General features: G+C 52.1%; 17 protein-coding genes. 11 read left to right on the plus strand and 6 right to left on the minus strand.

The annotated features are described in order from the left end of the window. Positions 1-143 precede the first annotated feature (143 nt). Positions 144-1,025 (plus strand): DMT family transporter, encoded by an 882-nt coding sequence (locus MJO52_RS09735; RefSeq protein ID WP_252085743.1) that lies wholly within the window; start codon positions 144-146, stop codon positions 1,023-1,025. A 75-nt stretch (positions 1,026-1,100) separates the two neighbouring features. Here MJO52_RS09735 and MJO52_RS09740 read toward each other — a convergent pair whose 3' ends face one another. Further along, positions 1,101-2,285: an acyl-CoA dehydrogenase gene (locus tag MJO52_RS09740; RefSeq protein WP_252085744.1), complete on the minus strand. Its 1,185-nt coding sequence runs from the start codon at positions 2,283-2,285 to the stop codon at positions 1,101-1,103. A gap of 314 nt (positions 2,286-2,599) precedes the next feature. Between MJO52_RS09740 and MJO52_RS09745 the strand changes: the two genes are divergently transcribed. The 3 genes from MJO52_RS09745 to MJO52_RS09755 are packed head-to-tail and all read left to right on the plus strand — an operon-like array spanning position 2,600 to position 8,416. Further along, on the plus strand, positions 2,600-4,036 hold the full coding sequence (locus MJO52_RS09745) for an efflux transporter outer membrane subunit (RefSeq protein WP_252085745.1): 1,437 nt from the start codon (positions 2,600-2,602) through the stop codon (positions 4,034-4,036). Continuing rightward, on the plus strand, positions 4,036-5,274 hold the full coding sequence (locus MJO52_RS09750) for an efflux RND transporter periplasmic adaptor subunit (protein ID WP_252085746.1): 1,239 nt from the start codon (positions 4,036-4,038) through the stop codon (positions 5,272-5,274). Before MJO52_RS09745 ends, MJO52_RS09750 begins: the two co-directional genes overlap by 1 nt. Continuing rightward, entirely contained in the window at positions 5,267-8,416 is a 3,150-nt protein-coding gene (locus MJO52_RS09755; RefSeq protein ID WP_252085747.1) for an efflux RND transporter permease subunit, read from the plus strand. The genes MJO52_RS09750 and MJO52_RS09755 overlap by 8 nt, the downstream gene beginning before the upstream one ends. Here MJO52_RS09755 and MJO52_RS09760 read toward each other — a convergent pair. The 3 genes from MJO52_RS09760 to phhA form a co-directional block, all read right to left on the minus strand. Then, positions 8,413-9,582, minus strand: a complete 1,170-nt coding sequence (locus tag MJO52_RS09760) for a cation:proton antiporter (protein WP_252085748.1) — start codon at positions 9,580-9,582, stop codon at positions 8,413-8,415. The two genes, MJO52_RS09755 and MJO52_RS09760, sit on opposite strands and share 4 nt — an antisense overlap. A 66-nt stretch (positions 9,583-9,648) precedes the next feature. After that, positions 9,649-10,125 carry an Lrp/AsnC family transcriptional regulator gene (locus MJO52_RS09765; protein WP_252085749.1) on the minus strand — a complete coding sequence of 159 codons (477 nt, stop codon included), beginning with the start codon at positions 10,123-10,125 and terminating at the stop codon, positions 9,649-9,651. A gap of 297 nt (positions 10,126-10,422) precedes the next feature. Further along, complete coding sequence (gene phhA / locus MJO52_RS09770; protein WP_252085750.1) at positions 10,423-11,229, minus strand: phenylalanine 4-monooxygenase; 807 nt, start codon at positions 11,227-11,229, stop codon at positions 10,423-10,425. Between the two features lie 195 nt (positions 11,230-11,424). On the opposite strand from phhA, the gene MJO52_RS09775 reads away from it, so the two are divergent. Beyond that, positions 11,425-12,849 carry a TyrR/PhhR family helix-turn-helix DNA-binding protein gene (locus MJO52_RS09775; protein ID WP_252085751.1) on the plus strand — a complete coding sequence of 475 codons (1,425 nt, stop codon included), beginning with the start codon at positions 11,425-11,427 and terminating at the stop codon, positions 12,847-12,849. Between the two features lie 6 nt (positions 12,850-12,855). Here the strand turns inward: MJO52_RS09775 and MJO52_RS09780 are convergent, their stop codons facing one another. Continuing rightward, complete coding sequence (locus MJO52_RS09780; RefSeq protein WP_252085752.1) at positions 12,856-13,173, minus strand: DUF962 domain-containing protein; 318 nt, start codon at positions 13,171-13,173, stop codon at positions 12,856-12,858. Between the two features lie 141 nt (positions 13,174-13,314). On the opposite strand from MJO52_RS09780, the gene MJO52_RS09785 reads away from it, so the two are divergent. Next, positions 13,315-14,538 (plus strand): CaiB/BaiF CoA transferase family protein, encoded by a 1,224-nt coding sequence (locus MJO52_RS09785; RefSeq protein ID WP_252085753.1) that lies wholly within the window; start codon positions 13,315-13,317, stop codon positions 14,536-14,538. Positions 14,539-14,717: 179 nt separating this feature from the next. Then, positions 14,718-15,083, plus strand: coding sequence for a VOC family protein (locus MJO52_RS09790; protein ID WP_252085754.1), 366 nt, complete (start codon positions 14,718-14,720; stop codon positions 15,081-15,083). 285 nt (positions 15,084-15,368) lie between these two features. Here MJO52_RS09790 and MJO52_RS09795 read toward each other — a convergent pair whose 3' ends face one another. After that, on the minus strand, positions 15,369-16,196 hold the full coding sequence (locus MJO52_RS09795) for a hypothetical protein (RefSeq protein ID WP_252085755.1): 828 nt from the start codon (positions 16,194-16,196) through the stop codon (positions 15,369-15,371). Between the two features lie 962 nt (positions 16,197-17,158). Between MJO52_RS09795 and MJO52_RS09800 the strand changes: the two genes are divergently transcribed. From MJO52_RS09800 to MJO52_RS09815, 4 genes are all read left to right on the plus strand, one after another. After that, entirely contained in the window at positions 17,159-18,556 is a 1,398-nt protein-coding gene (locus MJO52_RS09800; RefSeq protein ID WP_252085756.1) for a tryptophanase, read from the plus strand. A gap of 354 nt (positions 18,557-18,910) precedes the next feature. Next, positions 18,911-19,579: a TetR/AcrR family transcriptional regulator gene (locus tag MJO52_RS09805; RefSeq protein WP_252085757.1), complete on the plus strand. Its 669-nt coding sequence runs from the start codon at positions 18,911-18,913 to the stop codon at positions 19,577-19,579. Positions 19,580-19,606: 27 nt separating this feature from the next. Next, positions 19,607-20,965 (plus strand): efflux RND transporter periplasmic adaptor subunit, encoded by a 1,359-nt coding sequence (locus MJO52_RS09810; protein ID WP_252085758.1) that lies wholly within the window; start codon positions 19,607-19,609, stop codon positions 20,963-20,965. Next, the gene (locus MJO52_RS09815) at positions 20,962-24,090 is read left to right on the plus strand and encodes an efflux RND transporter permease subunit (RefSeq protein WP_252085759.1); all 3,129 of its coding nucleotides are present in this window, start codon (positions 20,962-20,964) and stop codon (positions 24,088-24,090) included. The genes MJO52_RS09810 and MJO52_RS09815 overlap by 4 nt, the downstream gene beginning before the upstream one ends. Positions 24,091-24,481: the final 391 nt, after the last annotated feature.

The following is a 24,481-nucleotide window of genomic DNA, read 5'->3' on the forward strand; positions in this document are numbered from 1 at the left end:
TCCGTTAGCGGTTGCTATGTTTGGCAGAGCGGGGAGTTGTTTTCTTCCGCTCCAAAAATTTTTACCCCCCTATAAACGCTAAAAAGAGAGCCTGCTGAAGTGGCAGCGAAACGGGCAGAAGCACAGGATGGATAACTCTTAACATGCCAATTCATAGCATTTTAAAAGCACTGGCTTGTGTATTCATCATTGGTATGGCCTATCCGATTGTTAAGTTGGCTCTCAGTGATGTTCCCCCTTTGATGCTCACGGCGATGAGATATGCCTTGGCGTCTATTCCATTTGTTTGGTTTTTCCCTTTTCCAAAAACCTCAGTATGGAATGTTGTCCTGATCGGCGTATTTTTACAGCTTCTCACTACGGGACTGGTTTACTTGGCGATGCGCACTGATGCGCAGGCAGGAATTGCCTCGCTGCTGGTGCAGTCACAAGTGATTTTTACCTTAATTTTCAGTATCTGCTTTTTTGCGGAAAAAATAAGTTGGCAGCAGCTTGTGGGTCTGTTGATAGCGGCCGCTGGCTTTACATTGTTTTTCATTGATGCTGATAAGGGAGGGGCCACAACGCAGAAAGGGTTTTTGCTCTTGATGGGCTCGGGTATGGCTTGGGCCATTGCTAATCTGGCTTTGAAAAGAATGCGGGGAGTAAATTTATTCCATCTGATGGTCTGGGCATCGCTGGTGCCGCCAATTCCTCTATTCGTATTGTCCTATTTCCTGGAAACTCGAAAGCCCGTTCAGCATTTACTGGAGGCCTCGCCAATAGCCTGGGGTGCGATCCTCTATCAAAGCCTATTCCTTACGTTGCTCGCTTATGTTTGGTGGGGGGACTTGATTAGGCGTTATTCAGCTGCTTTTGTTGCCCCCTTTGGGCTGCTGGTACCGGTATTTGGTTTGATGGGATCCTGGGTGATTTTAGGCGAATCGATGGATGCGATGGAGTGGGGTGCATCTCTATTGGTTTTTATCGGAATTGCTTTTTGTGTGATTAATGTGCAGGCGATAGAGGCACAGGCCAGGCAATAGCAGTGCGCTAAAAGGGAGAGAAGTTTACTGCGAGCGCGCCACCCGCGTATGCCGCGGGTGGCGCCCGGTGAGGCGTTAGACGAACGCTTGTAGGCCGGTTTGGGCACGGCCCAGAATCAGGGCGTGAACATCGTGGGTGCCCTCGTAGGTATTTACCGCTTCCAGGTTCATCACATGGCGAATCACGTGGAACTCGTCGGAGATACCATTGCCGCCGTGCATATCGCGGGAAACGCGGGCGATATCCAGGGCCTTGCCGCAGTTATTGCGTTTCACTAGGGAGATCATGGTGGGGTCGAACTGCTTGTTCTCATCCATGATGCGGCCAACGCGCAGGGAAGCCTGCAGACCCAGGGTGATTTCGGTTTGCATGTCGGCCAGCTTCTTCTGGAACAGCTGGGTTTGAGCCAGTGGGCGGTTGAACTGCTTGCGGTCCAGGCCGTACTGGCGCGCTGCGTGCCAGCAGAACTCACCGGCACCCATGGCGCCCCAGGAAATACCGTAGCGGGCGCGATTCAGACAGCCGAAGGGGCCGCGCAGTCCGCCAATTTCGGGGAACTTGTTTTCTTCGGGTACGAAGACATTGTCCATCACGATCTCGCCGGTGATGGAGGCGCGCAGGGAGAACTTGCCCTCGATCTTCGGCGCGCTCAGGCCTTCCATACCCTTCTCTAGTACGAAACCGCGAATGATGTCTTCGTCATCTTTGGCCCAAACCACGAATACATCGGCAATGGGGCTGTTGGTGATCCACATCTTGGCGCCGCTGATACGGTAGCCGCCGTCTACTTTTTTGGCGCGGGTTTTCATACCGCCGGGATCGGAACCTGCATCCGGCTCGGTCAGGCCAAAACAGCCAACCCACTCACCGCTGGCCAGTTTGGGCAGGTACTTCTGCTTCTGCTCTTCGCTGCCGTAGGCGTAGATCGGGTGCATTACCAGGCTGGATTGCACGCTCATTGCGGAGCGGTAGCCAGAGTCCACTCGCTCGACTTCGCGGGCTACCAGGCCGTAGGAAACGTAGTTGAGACCGGCACAGCCGTAGCCTTCGATGGTGGAGCCCAGCAGGCCCAGCTCGCCCATTTCGCTCATGATTTCACGGTCGAAAATCTCGTGGCGGTTGGCCTCCAAGACCCTCGGCATCAGCTTGTTCTGACAGTATTCGCGTGCGGCATCGCGCACCATGCGTTCTTCGTCGGTCAACTGCTGGTCCAGCAGCAGGATATCGTCCCAGTGGGCGAGTGGCTGATGTTTACTCATGGCTAGTCTCTTCTACTTCTTCCGTTATTAATCGGCACTGGGGTTTGTCGCCAATCCGGCAAAAAGTTGCCGAATCTTGAAAGGGACATTGGCAAGCATCCCGCGGCAAAACCCAGTGACCATTCAGTTTATTGTGGCGCATCATACCTAAGTAGCTGCGATGGGGCACTCCTAACGGCAGCAAAATTTAGACTGGTTTGAGCATGGCTGTGTAAACAAGGGTAAAACGCCTTGCGAGCTATTTTTGTCGGAAGATAATGGGCGCAATAATTCTCTGTTTTTCCTGTTTTTAAAAACTTTTCCGGTGATTTTTCTTGGGCTTTTACCGTGTTTTGGCAATTTGTGTTCCACTGCTGGCCAGCTGTTCCTCTCAGCCCCTTGAGACTGTCGAGCCGCAGGATATTTTGTCTCTGCCGCAGACATTCAGCGCCTCGGGTACTGAGGCGGCCGATGTCCGGTGGTGGCGAGGGTTTGAAGATCCTCAGCTCGACCAGCTGGTAGAACTGTCTCTGCGGGATAATCCCAGCTTGCAGGCCAGCTATTGGCGCCTGCGCCAAGCTGCGGCGGCGGCCCGTGGAGCCCGTTCAGGGCTGTTCCCCCGAGTGACGGCCCAGATAGAAAATACCGAGCAGCGCTACTCCTCTGGGGAATTTACCGACCCTTCCAACGAGGGTAACAGCTGGAGTACCCGTATCGCTGCCAGTTATGAGCTGGATCTCTGGGGACGCGTGCGCGCCGGAGCCAGCGCGGCTGAGGCAGGGCTTCAGGCCCAGCAGCAAAATCTACAGACCGCCGCTCTGAGCCTCGCGGCGGAAGTCTCCTCAACCTGGTTGCAGCTGTGCGAACAGTGGGGGCAGCACAACTTACTGCTGCAGCAGCTGGAAATTAATCGGAAGTCTCTCAGGGTGCTGGAGTCGCGTTTTGCACGCGGGGTCAGCGATGCCGCCGATGTGCTGCAGCAACGCCAGTTGGTGCAGCGCTCTGAGCAGGAGCTGGAACAGACAGGCGCCGATATTGAAGTGCTGAAGGTGCAACTGGCCACTTTACTGGGCGTCAATCCGGATCAGTTGACTGGATATATCCACAAAGAGGCGAGTCTGCCGTTTTTGCCGGCCCTGCCTGATACAGGCATCCCATCGCAACTGTTGCTACGGCGCCCAGATGTACGGGAAGCCCAGCGCAAGCTGGTGCAGGATTACCACCTGGCTGATCAGGCCTGGGCGGACAGGCTGCCCGTACTGAGTCTATCCGCTGTGGCCAGTAACGGTACCAGCCTCATCAGTGATATTACCGAGAACTGGCTGTTGGCTATCGCCGCCTCCCTGGAAGGGGTGATCTTCGATGGCGGTGCGCTCAGTTCCGCAAGGCAGCAACAGGATGCGGCTTTGCAGGAACGTTGGGCGCTATATCGAGAAACCGTGAATCAGGCACTGTCAGAAGTCGAGCAGGCCCTGATTCGCGAAGGTGCCTTGAATCGGGAACTCGAACATCTGCGAGAACGAAAGCGTTTATCCGACCTGATCGTGCAGCGGCGCAACCGTGCCTATACACGCGGTGCTGTCGATTTTCTCAATCTGCTGACGGCTACCACCGAACAGCAGAGCCTGGCTCGTGAAGTGTTGTCTGCCGAACGCCAGCTGCTGCAAAACCGAGTCACCTTATATCGTGCACTGTCCGGGGGGCTGCCGCAGCAAGACCTGCCCGAACCGGAGCCCGCAGACCTGGAGCTGTATTTGGAGGGAAATAGTTGATGTTAAAGAAGTTCAATCCGCGCTCGCTCATACCTGTGGCTTTACTGGTGTTGGCAGCTGTGATTGCCGCCTGGATGCTGCGGGAGAAACCCACAGTCTCTCGCGGTGAGCGCAAGATGCCACCGCCGGCAGTGGATGTGGCCGTGGCGGAGCAGGGGAGTTTCCCCATGACTTTAAGCGCCCTGGGAAAAGTGACCGCGCGCGAATTGGCGGAGTTGCAGCCTTTGGTAGACGGGCAGGTGGAATGGCTCGACTACGATCTGGGGCCGGGCGCGGTTCTACCCAAAGGTAAAGTGCTGCTGCGTATTGATTCTGAACCCTACCAATTGGCCCTGAAATCCGCTCAGAGCACCCTCGCTGGCCGGCGTGCGGAGTTACAGCAGGAGTTGGGGCAGCAGCAGGTGGCACAGGAAGAGTACGAGCTGCTCGGCACTGCTCTGGGAGAAGCCGACCGCGCACTGGTATTGCGTGAACCCCAGAAAGCTGCAGCCGAAGCAGCCGTGCAGTCGGCGGAGGTCGAGGTGGCTCTGGCGCAGCGCAATCTGCGCCTGACCGAAGTGCGTGCTCCTTTTGACGCATTGGTGGTGGCGCGTAATGTGGATGTGGGGGATCGAGTATCCCCCGGGATTAATCTCTACAGTTTGGCCAGCGCTAGCCGCTTCCAGATTGCTGTTGAGGTACCTGCTAGCCAATTACACCGTCTGGATAGCGGCGATGTGGAAGTCCGCATTTATGGCAGTCAGTGGTCCGCCGGCAGTTTCCGCCAGGGAGAGTTTGTTCGGGTGATACCGGTGCTTGAGGAGCAGGGGCGGCTGGCACGCGTACTGGTGGAATTGAAAGATCCTCTCTCTGTATTGGACCCCTCTCAGCCGCAGCTTTTGCTGAATGATTTGGCCAGGGTGGAAATTGTCTCACGAGCTGAGGAGGCGCTGGTGCGAATCCCCCTTACGGCCCTGCAAGATGACAACCTGGTTTGGGTAGTGCGCGACAATCGCACCAGTATCCAGCCGGTTGAGGTTGCCTATACCAGCGGCGATTTTGCTGTGCTCGATAAGGGGCTAAACGGTGGCGAAACACTGGTTACGACTCGCCTGATCACTGTTACTGAAGGTATGCCGGTGCGGATTGCCGCAGGCCCCCGTTCGGTCAAAGAGCTGCCCGCCGATGCTGCCGCTTCAGCCAGTGAGGCCCCAGGTGCCGGAGCGCGGCGCCGTGAAACTGGGGGTGACAATGACTGAGCGCAAAAGAAGTGATGCGACTATTGATACCCGCCAGGGCGCTATCGCCTGGATGGCGCGCAACCATGTAACCGCCAACCTGTTAATGTTGGTCCTGATTGTGGGCGGGCTGGTTTTCTCCCTGGTGGTGAAGAAAGAGGTTTTTCCTGAGTTCAGTCTGGATAGGGTGACGGTTTCCATTTCTTATCCCGGCGCCAGTCCGGAAGAGGTGGAGCGTGGTGTATTGGTGGCCGCCGAACAGGCGGTACAGGGTATTGTTGGCATTAAAGAGATGCGCGGTGCGGCCAACGAGGGTAGCGCTTCACTGATTCTGGAACTTGAGGGCGATGCGGATGCCAATTTGGTTTTTCAGAATATTCAGCAGGCCATTGATTCGGTGACCACCTTCCCCGGTGACATTGAGCGCCCACAGGTGAGTCTGGCCGAGCGCAAGCGCGACGTATTGGACCTGGTCCTGCATGGCAATCTGGATGATCGCAGTTTGCGCGCCCTGGCCATGCAGGTGTACGACAAACTGGAGGCGCACAGCGGTATCACCCAGTTGGAGGCCCAGGGCGTTCGAGATCTGGAAGTGGCCGTTGAGATACGCCGCGACGATTTGCGGCGCTATGGCCTGACTCTGACAGAAGTTGCCCAGGTGGTAAAAAACGCGGCGGTGGATATTCCCTCCGGCAGTGTTAAATCCAATGCCGGCGAAATCCTGGTTCGGGTTACCGAGCGGCGTGATTGGGCGCGCGAGTTCGGCAATGTGGTGGTGACCCGTGGCAGTGGCGGCGGCCCGGTGTATCTGCGTGATATCGCCAATATCAGCGATGCCCTCGAGGACGAGGCGCGCAATATGGTGTTTAACGGGGAGCCCGCCGTCAGTATCAAAATTTACCGCGTAGGTGAGCAGACACCGATGAGTGTCAGCGAGGCGGCGCGGGAAGTGATCGATGAGGTCAGAGCCAGCCTGCCGCCAGGAGTGACGCTGACCATTCGCGATGACGACTCGGAGATCTTTAAAGAGCGCCTCTCTCTGCTGTTGAAGAACGGATTTATCGGCCTGCTGCTGGTATTTGTGGTACTCGGTGCCTTCCTGGAATTGCGTCTGGCATTTTGGGTGACCCTCGGTATTCCCACCAGTTTCCTCGGTTCACTGCTGTTTCTGCCTGGGCTGGATATCTCAATCAGCATGGTGAGTATGTTCGCCTTTATTATCGCCCTGGGTATTGTGGTGGATGATGCCATTATCGCGGGGGAAAATATTCACGAATGGCGGCAGAAAGGTTATAGCAATATAGAGGCGGCTATTGCCGGTGCTCGCCAGGTAGCGGTACCACTGACCTTTGCCATCCTCACCAATATCGTCGCCTTCATTCCTTTAATGGAATTGCCCGGCTTTATGGGCAAGATTTTTGGCGTAATTCCTTTCGTGGTGGGCTCGGTATTTATCATCTCCTGGGTGGAGGCGCTGTTTATTTTGCCGGCGCACCTGGCCCATTCACGTCGGGGTTATAAGAGCCGGCGGGCCCGCCGCTTCGCCGCTCGACAAAAATTGTTGGCTCGTGGTCTGGACCGTTTTGTGCAGAGGCGTTTCCGTCCCTTTTTGAACCTTTGTGTAGCGCACCGCTACAGCACCATTGCCATCGCTATTGCCATCTTGTTGGTGATGGCGGGCTATGCGGCCAGCGGGCGTATGGGCTTTACCTTAATGCCGCGAGTGGAGCGGGATTCCGGACGTTTCGCGGTAACTTTCCCTACCGGTACCCCTCAACAGCAGTTGGAAAAAGCGAGGGCGCAGATTATTGATGCGGCCGATAGAGTGCTCGAACAATATGATCGGGATCAGGTTTTCCTCGGTAGTCGTGGCCTGATCGGGGATGATGCGATTCAGGTGGATGCCTATTTTGTTGCGGCGGATCAGCGCAGTTTTTCTACCGGGGAGTTTGTACGTCAGTGGCGAAGGGAGGTAGGGCCGATAGCCGGTTCTCTCAGCGCAATTACTGCATCCGATCGCGGTGGGCCCGGTGCCGGTTCCTCTCTCACTGTAGAGCTCCGCCACACGGATACGGACATACTGGAACAGGCCGCATTACGCTTGGCTGGTGAGCTGGAGAAATTCCCCAATGTCAGCGACATCGATGCAGGTATTTCTCTTGGTAAAACCCAGCTCGACTTGACCCTGACGGAAACGGCCAAGAGCTTGGGCGTTTCTGCGGAGGAAATTGGCCGCCAGCTGCGTGCCTCCCTCTATGGGGCCGAAGCCTTGCGTCAACAGCGCGGACGCGACCAGGTGAAGGTGATGGTGCGCCTGCCGGAAACTGAGCGGGTTACGATGGACGATATACACAATATGATGATCCGCGCCGGCAATGGCCAGTGGCTGCCACTTCTCGACCTGGTCGAAATTGAGCAGGGGCGGGCCTACGCCAAAATCAACCGTCGCGAAGGGCGTAGGGTGACCACGGTTACTGCTAATGTGGAGCCCAGCGATCAGGCGGCACTGGTGATTAACGAGCTGAATATCAGTGTGATGCCGCAACTGAAAGCGGAATTTCCCGGCCTCGGTATCTCCTATGAGGGACGTCAGGCGGATGAGCGTGAGGGACTCGCCTCATTGGGGATGACATTTATGCTGGCTATGGCGGTGCTCTACCTGTTGCTGGCGATTCCGCTGAAGAGCTATATACAGCCATTAATTGTGATGATTGCCATTCCCTTCGGTGTGATCGGCGCATTGCTTGGCCATTTGGGGATGGGCTATGGCCTCAGTATGGTGAGCCTGCTGGGTATGGTGGCGCTCGCCGGGGTGGTTATTAACGATACCCTGGTGATGATCGAATACAGCAACCGCTTGCGCAATGAGGGTGCTGATCTGGAAACTGCAATTAAGCGCGCAGCGGCGCGCCGTTTTCGCCCAATTGTGCTGACTACGGTTACCACGTTCTGCGGCCTGGTGCCGATGATTTTTGAAACCTCGGTGCAGGCGCGCTTTATGATTCCGATGGCAATTTCCCTCGGCTACGGAATCCTCGCAGCTACAGCTATTTCTCTTTTGTTGGTTCCCTGCCTTTACCTGATGTTCGGAAAGGATATTCCCTTACTGTTGGTGAAAGCGAAAGTAGCGATTAAATCCCTAGTCAGGCCTGCGCAGGTTTAATCCCTGCGCAGTTCGTCTTTGGTGGCGATAGGGTTGGGAAAATTCATCACCACGATATAAGAGGACACCAGGAAGGTCAGGATGGCGGTGGCCTGTATCAGGTGCGAGGCTTCGCTGCCGATGAGATTCTGGCTAAAGGCCAGTAGGGCGATCAGCAGGGAGAATTCACTGATTTGCCCCAGGCGGAAGCCGATATCCCAGGCCAATATTTTGAGTTCGCTGTGGCCACCGAGTAGATAGCGGAATACCACCGGCTTGGCTAGCAGCACCACCACGGCAGTTACCAGTGCAGGAACCAGAATTTCCGGCAGCATTGACAGTTTGAACTGGGCGCCAAGGCTGAAGAAGAACAGGATCAAAAAGAAATCCCGCAGGGGTTTCAAGTTGAGGGCTATGTACTGGGAAATCCGGCTGGCAGCGAGGGTGATGCCGGCGATAAATGCGCCGATCTCCCGCGACAGCCCCAGCGTTTCCGCCAGTTCCGCCATGCCCATGCACCAGCCCAGCGCCATCAAAAACACATACTCGTGAAAACGGTCGAAACGGCTAAATAGTGGCAGCAACAGGTATTTCACCACTACCCAGGCAAACGCTACTAATAAGGGCAGGGCCCCGAAAGATAGGGCTACTTGCCCCAGGTGCATATCCCCACTGCTGTCACTGAGCAGAATCATCAAGCAGACGATGGCGACAAAATCCTGAAACAGTAACAGGCCCACCATCAACTCCCCCAGCTTCTTGTGGTGTAGTACCGTGGTAGGCAATAACTTGATACCGATAATGGTGCTGGAAAACATCAAGGCCATACCGATCACCCAGCTCTCCATGGTGGTAAAGCCAAACAGCTGACCGATAGAAAAACCAATACCCAGGAAGATGGCGCAACTGATAATGCCAACAAAAGTGGCTTTGCGCAGCACCGAGACCAATGCCTGGGGCTGCATATCCAGCCCCAGCAGGAACAGCAGGAAAATGATGCCCACGTTGGACATATCTGAGAGCAGGCGCAGATTATCGATGACCGCAAGCCCAGATGGTCCCAGCAGTACACCCAGGGCGATATAGGCGACTAATAAGGGTTGGCGGCCGAAGAGTGCCAGGGTGGCAACTATCGCGGCGCCACTAAAAATGAGAAAGAAGGATTGGAAGAGGGAGCTGTCCGCCACAAGTCATCCTTGAAAGTGAGCGAGGTCTCATCATTATCCACAGATGGGCGAACAGCTAAACCCTTATCACTCCTGGTTTTCTGAGGGAATGGGCAGCTCAGTGGTGCTTTTGATCTGCTCCAGGGCGAAATTTGAAATGATATCGCTGATGCCTACGTGCCTGATCAACTCCTTGTAAAAGCGGTCATAGGCAGAAATATCGCTCACTACCACTCGCAGCAGGTAGTCGTAGTCCCCGGCCATTCGGTAACAATCCACCACCTCCGGTAGTTGTCCTACATGCTTTGAGAAGGCTTCTGCCCACTCCGGGGTATGCTGGTCGGTTTTTACCTGGGCGAACACCGAAACTGGCAGGCCCAGAATTTCCGCATTGAGCAGGGCGACCTTGCGGCGGATGATGCCGCTTTTTTCCAGCTTCTGCACCCGGCGCCAGCAAGGGGTCTTTGTGAGTCCCACACGCTCCGCCAGCTCCTCAATAGAAAGGCTGACGTCCGATTGCAGAATAGCGAGCAGGTGTCTATCAATCGCGTCAAGTGAGGACATAGTGCTACAGCGCTCCCTTGGCCTAGGGTCTTGTGTCCCTGTATCGAAGTAGAAGCCCTCACTGGCATTGCCCTGGCGGTGGTTTGATGTTCTGGGTGGTTAGAAGGCTGGCAGGTAGTTTGCCTCTTCCTTTTCCACCTGACGTAACGATAGGCTCATGGGAATTGCGCCGGTAGTGGAATTTTCCCCAAGTGCAACTTCAATGAGAGCACTTTGTGCAAATAGGAAGTGGATGCGGGTATTGAAAGGATATGGGAGAGAGTGCCGGGCGCTGCGGTAGCGCCCGGCAGATAACTTTTAGGCGGCATTCTTCGGTGGGAAGCGGGGCTCGAACAAACCAAGCTCAATGGCTTCGCGCACCATGGCCATCAGGTCAATTTCGGTAAGCTCCTGCAGCTGCTGCAAATTGTTCAGTACATAATAAACCGGCTGCACAATGTCGATACGATAAGGCGTGCGCAGTGCGTCGATGGCGCTGAAGTCGAAGCGCTCTGGTTCATTACTCAGTGCATAGAGGGTTTCCTTGGGAGAGGAAAGGATACCGCCTCCGTAAATACGCAGGCCGTCTTCGGTGCTGAGCAGACCGAACTCCACGGTGAACCAGTAGAGTCTCGCCAGATAAGCACGCTCTTTAGGGGAGGCTTTTAGACCTAACTGGCCATATTTCTCGGTAAAGTTGGCGAAGGCCGGGTTGGTGAGCATGGCGCAGTGGCCAAAAATTTCGTGGAAGATATCCGGTTCCTGTAGGTAGTCGAATTCCTCAGGGGTGCGAATAAAAGTGGCAACAGGGAATTTGCGATCGGCGAGCAGGCCAAAAAAGGTTTCAAAGCCGATCAGAGCGGGTACACGTGCCACTTCCCAGCCAGTCTCCCGGCGCAGTACAGAGGAGATTTCCTCAAGCTGGGGGATGCGATCGCGGGGCAGGTCGAGCAGCTCAAGGCCGTGCATATACTCATCACAAGCGCGACCGGGCAATACCTCTAGCTGGCGCTCTATCAGGCGCTGCCAGGTTTGATGTTCCAGCTCGGTGTACTCAATAAAGCCCTCGGCGTTGGGCTCTCGGGCCACGTACTGGGTGCTCTTCTTGGCTGCTTCTTTTTTCATGATTTTGTCTCCTGCGGCCTGCCAGTCTCTCCAAGTGTTGAAGGCTAGTGGCCCTGCCGCTGAATCCTTGTTGTTATGTGTCTCCTCTATTTTTAGTCAGAGGCCTGCCTTTAGGGGAGGCTTAGCGTGGAGGTATTGCGCCCTCCAATACAAACCTCTTACACTTTTTGTAAAGAAAACTTTACAGGTGGGCTGGTGAGAGTCGAAATAACCTGCGCTAATCGTGTCGGTATTTTGCATGAAATTATGCAAATATTTGGCGAATATCGGATTAATGTAACCTCTGGGGAGCTGGGGGGGGACAGTGGAGATAAGGTCTACCTGTTGGCGCCAGGTATGCTCACAACCCAGTACCAGGCTATTGAGAAGTCTCTCTACCGTGTTCCCGGTGTCCAAAGGGTCAGGCGCATCTCGTTGCTACCCTTGGAACGGCGATATTTTGAACTGGATACCCTCTTACAGCACGTGACCGATCCAGTGCTCAGCGTGGACCATGCCGGCCGGGTTATTGCCGCTAACGTTGCTGCTGCGCGCGCCTTCGGGGTCAGTCTCGATCGGGTACCGGGTTTACAGTTACAGCGTTTTCTACCGTTGATGCAAGTGGCCGAGCTGCTGAGAGATTTTGCGGTGCCCCGTTTTGGGCTCCCGGTTGTGGTGCGGGGTCAAAATTTCCGAGTGGACTGGTCACCGATAGCCTTAGATAACACTGGTGATGTGGACTCTTTGGCCGGTGCCGTGTTGCGTATGCAACCTGCGGAGAAAAGTGAGTTTGCTGCAGGACTTCCACGCCCTGTGGCGCTGTGGGATTTTGATTTACGCCGGGAGACTTGCCTGCAACTGCAGGACCTCTCTGAATTGAATTCTCCTTTGCTGGTTTGTGGCGAGGCGGGGACCGGTAAAACTACTTTTGCCTGTGCGGTGCATTATTTATCACCCGCTGCTGCCCGTGCAGATTGCCACCGTATTGTGCCCCAGAATGGGAAAATGGAAATCCCCAAGCATCTGCGCTCAACTGGAACCTTAATTTTGGAGGATCTTCACCAGCTGGATGGCGAGGCCCAGCTGACAATCGCCCGCCGTTTGCGCGGCCTGCCACCTTCAATACGCTTAGTGGCCACTTGTTCCGAGCCTCGGTCATTGGTGCCGGCTCTAGCTCAGCACTTTAGTGCGCTCTCCTTGGTCTTGCCTCCTTTGCGCAATATGCGACCGGCGCTACCACGATTTGCTGAAACACTCTTGCGACAGGAGTTCCCCGATCAGGAGGCGCCTGTTTTGGCGTTGGAGGTGCTCGAACTGATTCGCCGTCATGACTGGCCGCAAAACTTCAATGGTTTACGTGACTACCTGGCAGCTGCCCTGGGCAGCTGTAAACGTCGTGGCGCCAGCACAATAGATATTGAGGACCTTCCGGACTTAACCGTGTCGGCGAGTTTACCCTGGCGGGAATGGGGCAGGGGGCTCAGCTACAAAGAGATGATGGAGCAGCTGGAGCGATCATTACTCAGTGAATTGTTGGTGGGGCGCTCCTCTACTAGAGAGCTAGCCAAGGAGTTGGGCATTTCCCATACCGCTGTGGCCAACAAGCTGCGTAAATACGGCCTGTCGGCCCACAAAAAATAGGCGAGTTCAGCGTTCAATACGCCCCAACAGCATATCCTTAAACATCACAAAGTCCCCCATAAAACTATAAAAGGGGTACTTAAAAGTGGCAGGACGATTGTGTTCAAAAAAGAAATGCCCAATCCAGGCAAAACCATAACCAGCCAGCGGTGTAGCGGCAAACCACAGCATATTGCCTGTGCTGATCGCTGCGATCACGGTGGCAAATACGAGGCTGGTACCAATAAAGTGCAATCGTCGGCAGGTTAGATTGCTGTGCTCTTGCAGGTAGAATGGGTAAAAGTCGCGGAAAGATTCGAATTTTTGGGCTTCTATAGCAGCCATGCTATGCCTCCTTATTTTTATTGCTCCCGCAGTGTAAGGCCAATTCAATAGTCTTCCAAGCTGGGCGCATATCGGGAATATCTGTTAGTCTGCCGCAAAAATTTTCGGGGATGCACCCCGTATTAGTGAAACGAGGAAGTTATGGCAGGACCGCTCGCGCATCTCAAAGTACTCGATCTCAGTCGTATTCTTGCAGGCCCCTGGGCCGGACAGGTTTTCGCCGATTTTGGCGCCGAAGTGATTAAGGTGGAGCGCCCTGAGCGCGGTGATGACACTCGTCACTGGGGCCCTCCCTACCTCAAAGACGCCGAGGGCAATGACACCGCCGATGCTGCGTATTACCTGAGCGCCAACCGCGGCAAGAAATCGGTCACTGTAGATATCACCACGGAAGCCGGCCAGGGCTTGATTAAACAACTGGCTGCCCGCTGCGATATTCTTCTGGAGAACTACAAGGTAGGTGGCCTAAAAAAATACGGCCTGGATTATGACGCTATCAAGGCCATTAATCCTGGAGTGATTTATTGTTCCATTACCGGCTTCGGTCAAACGGGCCCCTATAAAAACCGCGCCGGCTACGATGCCATGATTCAGGGGATGGGCGGATTGATGAGTATCACTGGTGTGCCCGAAGGGCAGCCTGGTGCTGGGCCGCAAAAAGTGGGGGTGGCCGTTGCCGACCTGATGACGGGCATGTATGCGGTTTCCTCGGTGCTTGCCGCTGTAGTGCACCGCCAGCAGACGGGAGTGGGGCAGCATATCGATCTGGCCCTGCTGGATACCCAGGTGTCCTGGCTTGCTAATCAGGCCCAGAACTACCTCACCTCGGGCAAAAGTCCCGAGCGCCAGGGCACAGGCCACCCCAATATCGTGCCTTACCAGGCTGTGCCCTCGCAAGACGGCTATTTTATGTTGGCGGTTGGCAACGACGACCAGTTCAAGCGTTTTTGTAAGATCGCGGGTATAGAACAGCTTGCAGAAAATCCCGCTTATGTCAGTAATTCCTCACGGGTAATAGCCCGCGATGAGCTGATCCCTCAAATTGAGAATGCCACCCGCAAGCAGAACTCTGCCTGGTGGTTGGAAAAACTCAGCGAAGCCCATGTGCCTTGCGGACCGATCAATACTCTCGAAGAGGTCTTTGCCGATCCACAGGTGCAAGCGCGAGGTATGGTGGTGGAGCAGGATCACCCGCAAGCCGGCAAAGTAAAAACTGTTCGCAACCCGGTACTCTTTTCCGAATCTGCCCTCGATTACCAGCAGGCTCCACCGGTATTGGGTGAGCACACTGAAGAAGTACTGCGCGAGTTACTGGGAAAAGATGAGCAGCAAATTAACCAACTGCGCCGCAACGGCGTCGTGTAGTTAATACCCGGGCCCGGCAAACATTTTTTGCCGGGCTTAAATCACAATATCGAGTCAGATTTAACTGGGGAGGCAAGGAAGCCCTGCTTTTAAGACATGCTGTGAATAGATCGCGATAGGCTCGTAAACGGGTTATCTTTTGCCTATATCTTATAAAGGAAATAGCACAGGGAAGCGTTATGCAATTGGACCATTTCAATATTACTGCACCTTGGAGTCAACTGCTGCAGGTGCGGGACTTCTATACAAATGTTCTTGGTCTTATAGAGGGAGAGCGACCAAACCTTAAAAACAACGGATTTTGGCTTTACGGTAATGGCAAACCGATTGTCCATCTCATGGAGGGAGAAGTCTCTGAGCAACAAGCTACAAAGCCCTATTTGGACCATATGGCTTTCCTTACCGAGGATCTTCAACCGATAAAACAACAGTTGGATTCGATGGGTGTTGCCAGCGAGCAAAGGGATGTACCGGGCCGTAATCTAAGGCAGTTGGTATTTTTTGATCCGGTGGGGATCAAGGTGGAAGTGAATGCGCTGGTTTAGGTGGTTAAAGACCCGCTAAAAGGCTTTATGTTACTGATCTGAGATGTTCAATCTGACATTGGAAGAGCTTATCAGTAGTTATCATCAGTCGGCTGGGAGCAACAGGTTTGTCAACGTTGTTGTCGCTCAGCATGATCAATTGGAAATTTATAGAGCTGTTGGTTTTAGACTTTTCCATTTCTGGATAAAGAGTATAGATATGGAAGTGACTTTGAAGGAGTATTGTAAAATAAATCCAGCAAAGCCACTCATTTCCACTTTTAGAGTATTAGGGTTTAACTAAAACTATTGGTGGTTACGGTAAGCTTCCTCGAGCAGATGCTGGAGGGGGAATTCCGCGGTGGGGAATTCGTTGCCGCGCTCGTCTTTTGCGAGTACATGAATGAAGTGTTCATCCCCTTCAGGACCAGAAGTTGTAGATATGTTGAGTTTGTATGGCGCAGAAAATTTAGCTTCATTGTTAGCCATAGGGATCGGGATGTATAGCTTTGCTTCCCCGTTTCCAAACCATAGTGAATCAATAACGATGACACTCTCATGGTTGTTGTTTGGGTTCGCCGCTATCTTGTCGTTTAGTGATAATCTGAGCCTGTTCCCGTCGAGAGTAAGAATTTTAATATCAGTGACTTTTCCTGGGGTTACATCAACCAAGCGACCTCCGACATGAAATAATGGCTGTCCTTGGTTTCCTGGTTGATTTGCACCGATAAAACTCTCTGCTTCAGATACAAAGCCGTCAATGTAAATATTCTGATCGCTAGAATTTTGAAAATCTACACCATGCACTTCAATGTTGAGTTGGCGGTATACCCAGGTGTTGCCAACTGTGGCCCGGTGTAATCCATTAGTGGAGTTGAAATTCCTTACGGATAATTTGGATGCATTGGGGAAGTTTACATCTAGCGAGGTTATCACAGCGGGAGATGAAGGATCTGCTTGATCAATGATCAGTGTTGCAGAGTCGGCTCCATTTAAGTCGAGGCCTGGATACTGTAATGAGGCATTAGATGAAGTAATATCTTGAATTTCGTATTTGAAGGTTTTTGCTTGTGCTTCAAAGGCAATGAAGGCTGCAGAAATAGCTGCTGTTACTAAGGCATATTTAGGAAACATATCAATCTACTGCTTAATAATTGTATTTTTTCACCAAGTGATGCTGAAGGTCTAAATAGTGAAGTTTTTGGTCTGCCCACTTGACGTGTTAAATGTCACACTTTGGAATAGTGTCTCTTGAAAAAAGCTCTTTAAATCTTGAAGTGTGAAATAAGTTGTGAAAGTTTTCAGTTTTTTCAAGCGATTGATCGCTTGAGGTAAAATATCTGAATTAATTTATCCCTCCGTGATTAAAATTATCCGATAATTTGTGGAGAGCTTACAGTACGATTTTAAATAAGTAAATAAAGCTGGTTTCAAGGTGTACACTGTATTTGGTACTGTAATTCCATATTTGTTAGTCTTTTGCTCTTTTAGGGTTCAATTATGATTAGATGAGCTTGAGTGAATGTGCTTCGTTATTTTGGCAGAGTAGAAACGTGTATGAATATTCATGCGAGTGAGTTTACTTTTACGGTGAGTGGGTTTAGGTAGGGCCTAGCAATGTGGCTACGATGAGCCCCGTCCGTGTTGGCTCGCTTTTGGGTTTACGTTGTTTCGATGGACCTTCCATTACTCAGAGAGGTTTTGAAGAAATGGCCGAGATGGATCCAGTTAGAATGTTAAAAGTTGGCGCACCTGGCTACCCAGATGTTGATTTTTAAATCACTGGCGGCGTTATTACTTTGGCATGGTAAGTAGCTAAGATTTTTCTTTGCAACTGTTCTATCACCAGCAATCTTTTTCATGTTTGGTATAGATGTCTATAAAAAATCGTCAAAACCATATATGTAGGGTTAGTCCACGCTACTAGTATCTTGATACCCTCTATACCTTTCACAGGCAAGGCAATCCTACTTCCAGTCACTTCTCATTCGCACATTTACCACTTCATCTGTACTATATCCGCGTTAAAAACAGCATGCAGTGTGACTGAGTCAATAATTCAGTTCACGCTGTCAGGATTGATAAGGAAAATAATGATGAAGCGTATTCCTGAGCCATTCCGGATTAAGATGGTTGAGCCGATCAAAATGACCACTTTGGCCGATAGAGAGAAGGCTCTGGCAGAAGCTGGTTTGAACCCTTTCTTGCTGCGCAGTGATGATGTCTATATTGATCTGCTAACAGATTCTGGCACTGGGGCCATGAGCGATAACCAGTGGGCCGGTTTGATGTTGGGGGATGAGTCTTACGCAGGTAGCCGCAACTATTACAACTTGTGCCAAGCAGTGGAGCACTTTTTTGGTTATAAATTAACCGTTCCCGCCCACCAGGGCCGTGGTGCTGAACAGATCCTGTTTCCCGCTCTGATTGAGCGTATGCGCCAGGTACGTGGTGGTACGACACCAGTCTTTATCTCCAACTATCACTTCGATACCACCGCGGGCCATATTGAGTTGAATGGTGGCAAAGCGGTTAATGTGTTGGACAAGCGGGCCTTTGATACCTTAACGGCTTATGACTGGAAAGGGAATTTTGACCTGGATCTTTTGGTCGAGACCATTAAGGAGCATGGGGCGAATAATATTTGTGCAATTATCACCACGGTAACTTGCAATAGCTCGGGTGGCCAGCCAGTTTCCATGGCGAATATGCGCGCAGTATATGAGATAGCCGCGAAATACGATATTCCAGTAGTGATCGATTCGGCACGTTACTGTGAGAACGCCTACTTTATCAAGCAGCGCGAAGAAGGTTATCAGGACAAGTCGATCCTGGAGATTATTCGCGAGATGTATCAATACGGCGATATGCTGACCATGTCTGCCAAGAAAGATCCGATGGTGAATATTGGTGGCCTATGTTGTATCCGTGATCATGAGGAGCTTTTCCAGGCTGTGCGTACCCGCTGCGTACCTATGGAGGGCTTTGTAACTTACGGGGGCATGGCGGGGCGTGATATGGAAGCATTGGCGCGGGGTCTTTATGAGGCCGCCGATGAAAATTTCCTGCAATACCGCATCAGCCAAGTAGCCTACTTAGGTGAGCGTTTGCGCGAGGGTGGGGTGCCCATTCAGTCTCCAACAGGTGGCCATGCGGTGTTTGTCGATGCGGCTAAGATTCTGCCGCATATCCCACCAGAGCAATTCCCCGCACAAGTTTTAACTAACGCGCTGTATCTGGAAGCGGGTATCCGTGCGGTGGAAATTGGCTCCTTATTGTTGGGGCGTGACCCGGAAACCGGTGAACAGAAGAAGGCGGATTTGGAATTGATGCGCCTGACGATTCCGCGTCGTGTATATACCAATGATCATATGGACTATATCGCTGATGCGATTATAGAGCTGCAGAATCGAGCACATGAATTGAAAGGGCTGACCTTTGAATATGAGCCGCCAGTGTTGCGACATTTTACGGCTAGATTTAAGTCTCTGTAAGTAATGGATGGCTCAGGAAATTTCTTTAGGTTTTTTCTGCTGAGTCATTTACCTCCCTAAGAGGGCCCTTCGTGGGCCTTTTTTGTTTTTGTCTGAAGTTCTGATCTGCTACCACGCGCTGGCCCTTTCTTTCCCTGTCCGTTGGCGATAAATGTACCCAGGTGCTAAAGGCTGCTCCCCAGTTTTCTAATGAGCCAAGGGCTCCTGGAGTGACGGGGCAGTCTGGCAGTACTTTTTGTGTGAGTGCCTCGGAGAGCCTCTTTAGTTTGTGACTTATTAGTCTGGTTTTCATCTTGTATTCCCGGCAAATATCCAATTTAATTAATCATGTGATTAATTAAATTGGATATCAAGTTGACTAACACCACACCCAGTCGTGGCCGTGGACGGCCCAGGGACCCGGAGCGTGAAAGGCAGGTACGCGAGTCCCTGATGCAATCTGCCCATAGACTTCTTCGTAAGAAAGCGTTTCGTGATATCTCAATTCGCGAGATCGCTCAGGGTGCTGGGGTAAATTCCGCCATGATCAGCTATCACTTTGACGGTAAAGAAGGGCTGATTATCGAGGTTATACGTGGTCAGTTTATGCAGAGTGGCCCGGCATTTCTCACTATGAGTCTGGGGGATAAGGAGCCCAGTCTAGAAACCCTGAGGGATGCAATGGCTCGTATTATCCGCCTTTATATCCGTGAGCCCTGGATACCCCGTTTTATTGTGGGGGAGGTGGCCTCCAAGCCTGGTCGAATGCGCGATTTATTTACCGATAGACTGGCATCTGTACTGGGCCCTATGTTGCGGGAGCTCTTACATGCACTTCAATGCGCCGGCCACCTACGTCCAGATTTAGATATTAATCTTATGCCGATTTCTTTTGTCAGTTTGGTTGCATTCCCCTTTATCGCGGGGGATCCCTTCAAGGAGATTTTCTCTTTTAGGTTGGATGAAGAAACCAGCGATAAGTGGATTGACCACACCGTTAAGTTGCTGCTCCATGGAGTGGCCAATAACGCTATAGCCGAGTAACAGTCGAATATTGGGAGATTGGTGGTGATGAAAAAGGTCCAACTACAGAAACTGATGAATCGCCGCCTGGCGCTTCCTATTCTTGTTGCCGTTGGTATTTCTCTTTCAATGGCATTGGTCATGAGTAAGAGCCCGCCCAACCACGATGTGCAGGATGCACTGATCACCCCGGTAAATGTTGTGTTGGTGCAAGAGCTGCCGCTACGTGCCCAAGCAGTAGCTTACGGTGAAGTGAAACCCAGCACCTTTCTTGAAGCCAATGCTGAGGTGAGTGGTCGGATAGTCTACACGGCGCCGGAGTTAGAGAGTGGAAATATTATTCCTGCCGGCACCCTGGTATTGAAAATTGATGACACTAGCTACCAATTAAACTTGGCGCGGGCTGAAAGTGATTTGGCAGCTAACCGTGCTAATTTGCAGGAACTCAAGGTGGAGGAGGTCAATAGCCAACGCTCTTTGGAGATTGCCGAACGTACGTTGAAGCTGGGTGAGAAAGAGTTAGAGCGCAAGCAAACGTTAGTGGCCAAGGGCACGGTTTCTCGCTCAAGTGTGGATGTCGAAGAGCAAAATGTGCTGCGCCTGCGTCAGGAAGTGCAAAACCAAACCAGTCAGCTCTCCTTATTTCCAACGCGCCGCAAGGTAATCGAGGCCCAGATTGCGCGCTCTGAGGCTCAAGTGCGGGATAGTAAATACAGTCTGGAGCGTACCCAGGTAACCTTACCCTTCGATGCGCGTATTGGTGAGGTCCATGTAGAGAAAAATCAATATGTGGCAGGCAATGCGCGCTTATTCGATGCCAGTGGTCTGGATCAGGTGGAAATTGCCGCTGAGCTTCCCATGCTTCATGTGGCGCCACTGTTGCGTAATCTCAGGCCAGGCAGTGACCTTGTGCCAGCGCCAGAAGAGCTTCCCAAAATACTATTGGGCTTGGAGGCGCGCATCACTCTGGTTGGTGGGCCTGGAGACAATGAGTGGAAGGGCCAGGTCGTACGTCTGGGAGGGGCCCTCGATAGTACCAGTCGTACGCTTTCAGTAGTGGTTGCCGTAGATGATCCCTATGGCGAAGCCCTCGCCGGAAAAAAGCCGCCGCTGTTTCGAGGCATGTATGCTCGTGTGGAATTAATAGCACCCTCCGCTCCAGCCCTAGCCATTCCCCGCCGGGCCTTGCATGAGGGTAGGGTGTATCTGGTGGAGGATGGCAAGTTACGCCTGCGGCAGGTGCAGGTGGATTACCATCAGGGGGATACTACGGTGATTCGTGCAGGCTTGTTTCCCGGTGAGCAGGTTATTGTCACCGATGTGATACCGGCGATTGATGGCATGGACGTGTCTGTGAGCAGCGGCCAGCAGGCCGTGGTGGTGAATACTGGAGGTACACTGCAGTGATTCGTTTTTTTGCCGCACACCCCACCGCAGCGAACCTGTTAATGGTTGCACTCATGTTGAGCGGACTGTTTGTCCTACCCAGTATGAAGCGCGAAACCATGCCGGAAATCGATAAATTCGAAGTGCAGGTTTCCGTCCCCTATGCCGGTGCCGCCGCTGCTGAGGTCGAAGACAGTATTTGCCTTCCTTTGGAGGAGGCCACTGACGGTATCAGCTTTATTGATGAACGCCTGTGTGAAGCTAAGGATAATCTCGGGCTGATGACCCTGAAAATGCAGGAAGCTGGAGATATGAACCAGTTTGTTGCGGATGTGGAGTCTGCGGTTGATAGCATTGATTCGCTGCCAGCAGAGAGCGAGCGCCCGGTAGTCAAGGAAATGGGGCGCACTCAAGGCGTTGTAAGTATTGCTATCAGTGCCGATCTGCCATTGCCACAATTGAATCAATTGGCGGAACACTATCGCCGCGAATTACTGCGTGACCCAGCCATCCCTATAGTGCGTATCTCGGGCTTCTCAGATCATCAGCTGCAGATCGAAATATCCGATTACAACCTGCGCCAGTACGGGCTCAGTGTGATGGAGTTGGCCAATATTATTGATCAGCAAGCCATTGATATGCCTGCCGGCAAGGTATCCACACCTGATCGTGAATATCAGCTGCGTTTTACTGAAGAGCGCCGTAACGTAGAAGAGTTGGAAAATCTTGTAGTCCTTAAAGGCGAAGATGGTGCCGAAGTGCGCCTTGGCGATATCGCGAAAATTTATGATGGCTTTGAGCTGGCGGAGGACAAGATTATTTTCGATGGTCATCGCGCAGCCTTGCTCAATGTAGAAAAAAACAGTGTGGATGATAGCCTGCGTGTACTGGAAGCTGTGCGTGCTTTTGTCGATCGTGAAAGTGCGAAGTTGCCCGAGGGGATCAAGCTAACCCTTACCCAAGACAGCGCCTCCATCGTTGCCGATCGATTGCAAATGATTATCTCCAATGCCTGGCAGGGCCTGATTCTGGTCGCCCTAGCGCTATATCTTTTCTTTAGTGGTCGCTATGTATTCTGGGTAGTGATGGGACTGCCGGTATCCTTTCTAGGCTCCTTTGCCCTGATCACCGCCATGGGCGTATCCATCAATATGATCAGCTTGGTAGGTTTACTAATTGCTATCGGTATTTTGATGGACGATGCCATAGTACTTTCAGAAAGTATTGCCAGCGAACATCGCGATGGTCGCTCCCCGTTAGAGGCTGTAGTGATTGGGACCAAGCGCGTTGCCCGTGGAGTCCTGTCTTCTTTTGCAACCACAGTGATGGTATTTGGTGGGCTGATCTGTATTAAAGGGGATATGGGGCAGGTGCTTAAAGTGCTGCCGATTGTCCTGATTTCAGTATTAATTGTTAGCTTGTTAGAAGCCTTCTTAATTTTGCCTGCACACTTGCGCCATGCGCTTGAACACAAAAGCCGAACACCCGCTTGGAAGAAGGCTTTTGCCAAACGCTTTGAAGGCTGGCGTGAGAGTGTGGGGCGTGCGGCAGATTGGGCTGTTAAATACCGTTACGCCTTTGTTGGTGGGGTGCTCGGTCTATTCTTCTTGACTGTAAGTTTGTTGCCGGCTGGGATTGTGAAGTTTCAGGGGTTTCCAACTTTGGAGGGCGATCTGCTGCAAGCTCGCATCCTAATGCCTCAGGGTACCTCCTTGCAGAATATGGAAAAACTGGTCGATAAACAGTTAGATGCTCTTGATTTAGTAGCCGCTGAATTTTCTGAAAGGGAAAGCGCTCCTCTCGTCAATCACGCAAGTGTAACCTTTGGTGTCAATGGCGATGCCTTTGAAACTGGACCCCATGTGGCAACGATTAATGTCGACTTACTGGCTGCGGAAGGGCGTAAAACCAGTTTGGATGAATTGCGCCATGCTTGGCGTGAGGCTGCAGGTGAAACCCCTGGTGCGATCGCGATTCTTTATAAAGAACCAGCCTTAGGTCCCGCGGGCCGTGCTATTCACATACGCATCAGCGGACTGGAGCTGGATCAGCTGAAAGAGGTTTCTATTCGCTTGCAGAATTGGCTGCGAGGATACGACGGTGTAGTGAATGTGGTGGATGACCTACGTCCAGGCAAGCCGCAATTAAACATAAAAATGCGTGAGGGTGCCTACGCATCTGGCCTGGATGCCAGTAATGTTGCCAACCAGTTACGTGCGGCTTATCAAGGAATGGAGATTGATGAGATTCAGTACCGGGGAGAAACCTATGAGATCCAAGTGCGTATGGATGCGGATTCCCGTGGAGCCCTGAGCCGTTTTGATGAACTGGTCATTATCCATCCTGTTACCAAGCAGCGCGTCCCCTTGATTGCCATTGCCGATGTTGAGATGAATCGTGATTACGCACGGGTTCAGCGAATAGATGGTGAACGAGTAGTAAGTGTATTTGCCGACGTCTTTACTGAGAAAGCTAATGCGGGCCAGGTGCTTGGGGATACCCAAGAGAAATTCCTCGCTGAACTTAAAAAAGAATTTCCCGGTCTTCGTGTCGATATGCAGGGAGAGATTAAGAACAGTGAAGTCACAGGTAAGTCCATCGGCAGCGCCTTGTTGGTCGGTGCTATTGGTATCTACCTGATATTATCTTTACAATTTCGCAGCTATGTAGAGCCCTTAATTGTATTGGTCGCCATTCCACTAGCGTTGATCGGCGTTATCTGGGGCCACCTAATTATGGGGCAGAATATGTCTATGCCAAGTATGATGGGCTTTGTCTCTCTTGCCGGTATTGTGGTGAATGACTCCATCCTATTGGTGGAATTTGTAAAACGGCGTGTACGCGAGGGTATGGATGTTCATAGCGCTGCAAGCCAAGCCAGTCGAGACCGCTTCCGCGCAATCTTCTTGACCTCCCTTACAACGATCGCTGGTCTTTTGCCCCTACTGTTTGAAACAAGCTTGCAAGCCCAGGTGTTGGTACCCCTAGTAACCAGTATTGTATTTGGAATCAGTAGCTCAACGGTGTTGATCCTTTTGGTGCTGCCGGCGCTTTATGGAATTTTGGAGGACTTTGGGTTTACGGAAAACCTGGAGGAGGGAGACACGGCAGGTTCGCATCAGAAAGAAACACTTGTTGTAGCCTAGTTAATCCTAGACTTGAAGAAAGTCGTATGATCTTTCATGCGGCTTTCTTAATCGACTTTGCGCTTGGTGGGTTTAGGCGTTCGACCAGTTTTATTATTTTTACCGCTTGAACCCATATTGAAGTGTAGTGAGCAGTCTCGGTATGAGTCATGCTGACCTATTCAGCTTGATAAGAAGATGCATTGGATTGTCAGTGAAGCTATCGTTGGAGTGGCTGGAAAGCAGAATATGAATATAAGTACCTATACACTCTCTGCAGGTTCTGCAGCGGTTTTCTGATTGAATTTGAATCCGGACTCCCTGGCAAAGTGGTTAACTAAGGTTTATCCAAAAATTCCTGTGCGTTTTTGCTAATGTTTGATTTATAGCTAGGCCTCCCAGACTATCCACT

Origin of the sequence: Microbulbifer variabilis (assembly GCF_023716485.1) — a bacterium.
Lineage (GTDB): Bacteria > Pseudomonadota > Gammaproteobacteria > Pseudomonadales > Cellvibrionaceae > Microbulbifer > Microbulbifer variabilis_B.

Excerpts from the sequence above, each read along its gene's own strand:
- MJO52_RS09750 (WP_252085746.1), top strand. The coding sequence starts at position 4,036 with ATGTTAAAGAAGTTCAATCCGCGCTCGCTCATACCTGTGGCTTTACTG.
- MJO52_RS09740 (WP_252085744.1), bottom strand. The coding sequence starts at position 2,285 with ATGAGTAAACATCAGCCACTCGCCCACTGGGACGATATCCTGCTGCTG.
- MJO52_RS09780 (WP_252085752.1), bottom strand. The coding sequence starts at position 13,173 with ATGGCTGCTATAGAAGCCCAAAAATTCGAATCTTTCCGCGACTTTTAC.
- MJO52_RS09795 (WP_252085755.1), bottom strand. The coding sequence starts at position 16,196 with ATGTTTCCTAAATATGCCTTAGTAACAGCAGCTATTTCTGCAGCCTTC.
- MJO52_RS09790 (WP_252085754.1), top strand. The coding sequence starts at position 14,718 with ATGCAATTGGACCATTTCAATATTACTGCACCTTGGAGTCAACTGCTG.
- MJO52_RS09735 (WP_252085743.1), top strand. The coding sequence starts at position 144 with ATGCCAATTCATAGCATTTTAAAAGCACTGGCTTGTGTATTCATCATT.
- MJO52_RS09755 (WP_252085747.1), top strand. The coding sequence starts at position 5,267 with ATGACTGAGCGCAAAAGAAGTGATGCGACTATTGATACCCGCCAGGGC.
- MJO52_RS09810 (WP_252085758.1), top strand. The coding sequence starts at position 19,607 with ATGAAAAAGGTCCAACTACAGAAACTGATGAATCGCCGCCTGGCGCTT.
- phhA (WP_252085750.1), bottom strand. The coding sequence starts at position 11,229 with ATGAAAAAAGAAGCAGCCAAGAAGAGCACCCAGTACGTGGCCCGAGAG.
- MJO52_RS09765 (WP_252085749.1), bottom strand. The coding sequence starts at position 10,125 with ATGTCCTCACTTGACGCGATTGATAGACACCTGCTCGCTATTCTGCAA.
- MJO52_RS09785 (WP_252085753.1), top strand. The coding sequence starts at position 13,315 with ATGGCAGGACCGCTCGCGCATCTCAAAGTACTCGATCTCAGTCGTATT.
- MJO52_RS09800 (WP_252085756.1), top strand. The coding sequence starts at position 17,159 with ATGAAGCGTATTCCTGAGCCATTCCGGATTAAGATGGTTGAGCCGATC.